This window comes from Paenibacillus montaniterrae (assembly GCF_018403185.1).
In the GTDB taxonomy this organism is placed as follows: Bacteria; Bacillota; Bacilli; order Paenibacillales; family Paenibacillaceae; genus Pristimantibacillus; species Pristimantibacillus montaniterrae.
Genome location: NZ_BOSE01000066.1, coordinates 1 through 243, shown reverse-complemented (window position 1 = coordinate 243; position 243 = coordinate 1). Strand labels below are relative to the sequence as shown.

At 51.9% G+C, this 243-nt stretch carries 1 rRNA gene; it reads left to right on the top strand.

The window, feature by feature from the left end:
- A 23S ribosomal RNA gene (locus tag KJS52_RS27185) occupies window positions 1-243 on the top strand; the annotation flags it as partial.

Sequence of the window (243 nt, the reverse complement as noted above, 5' to 3'; positions counted from 1 at the left end):
ACTAGGAGCCGAAGAAGGACGTGGCGAACAACGATACTGCCTCGGGGAGCTGTAAGCAAGCGTCGATCCGGGGATTTCCGAATGGGGAAACCCAGCTGTTGTAATAGACAGTTACAGTTAGCTGAATCCATAGGCTAGCGTGAGGCATACCAGGGGAACTGAAACATCTAAGTACCCTGAGGAAGAGAAAACAAAAGTGATTCCGTCAGTAGCGGCGAGCGAACGCGGATTAGCCCAAACCAG